Here is a 1169-nt window from a genome sequence, read left to right on the forward strand (position 1 = left end):
GCCAGCAACTGGTCTTGTCGTCGGCCTGGCCTTCGCGGTCCCAGTGGAATTGCACTTTGACCCGACCGTACTGGTCGCAGTGGATCTCTTCACCTTTGGGGCCGGTGACCACGGCGCTCTGGCTGCCGAGGATGCGCGGTTTCGGGTGGCGCAGCGGTGGACGGTTCGGCACGTCCCACGGGGTCGCCTGGAAGCGGTTGCGATAGCCCTGATGGAAATCATCTTTGAGGGCGGTGGTGTCGCTGGTCACCGACTCTTCCAGCACTTGCGGCTGCTTGCCTTCGTGGAGGACTTCGGTGAGCAGCCACAGGTCGTTCCACTTGGCCTTCGGGTGCTCGGTCAGGGCGAGGAAGTGGCCGCTGACCAGCAGCGGCTGATCGCTCTTGCCTTCGGCGAGCTGGAAGTCGCTGCGGTGGCGTTCGAGGGCGCGTTTGGCCAGGTGTTTGCCGCGCTCGCGGTCGATGAACCGGCCCGGGTAATCGTAGTCTTCGAGGTCGGGAAGGGCGTCGCCGCGGTTTTCGCTTTCCAGGGTCAGGCGCGGTTTTTCGAAGTCGTAATCGCGGCGCGTGGTGCGGCTGGTACGGGTTTCCAGGCGCAGGTCGAAACGCTTGATCACCGGGTTACTGGCGACCATGCCGGAGTCTTGCTGGTAGGCCACAGGCTTGAGTTTCGGGAACACCGTCTGGTCATCGCCGAACACCAGCTTGTGCGCCGTGGCGCTGTGCTGGAAGTGGTAGTGAATACCTTCTTCCTCGCACAGACGCTGGATGAAATGCAGGTCCGATTCATCGTATTGCACGCAGTAGATGCGCTCGGGATAGATCGAACCGGTCTTGAATTCGTAGGCGTTGCTTTGAATGCCGTGCTCTTCGAGAACCATGCCGATGATTTTCGGCACCGTGAGGTTCTGGAAGATCCGTTGGTTGACGCGGTGCGCCAGGTACGACAATTGCGGGCGCAGGGTCACCGAATAACGGGTCAGGCGTTTGCCCGAGTCACCTTGCGCGGCGCGGTAGATCTGGCCATGGATGCCGCTGCCATCGGGCGACAGCTGCAGGAAGGCCGGTTTGTGCAGCAGGGTTTCGAGGTCCAGCGACGGCTGCTCACTGACCAGCTCCACCTCAAAGACAAAAGGCTGGCTGATGGCTTCCCGGCCGGTCAGGGTAAAC

The 1169-nt window shown here is 61.9% G+C and carries 1 protein-coding gene; it reads right to left on the minus strand.

Translation table 11 applies throughout. The annotated features are described in order from the left end of the window. The coding region (tssI, locus tag KCG87_RS27330; RefSeq protein WP_210559235.1) for a type VI secretion system tip protein TssI/VgrG at nucleotides 1-1169 on the minus strand (1169 nt) is incomplete at both ends.

This window comes from Pseudomonas sp. MWU347 (genome assembly GCF_017947305.1).
In the GTDB taxonomy this organism is placed as follows: domain Bacteria; phylum Pseudomonadota; class Gammaproteobacteria; order Pseudomonadales; family Pseudomonadaceae; genus Aquipseudomonas; species Aquipseudomonas putida_A.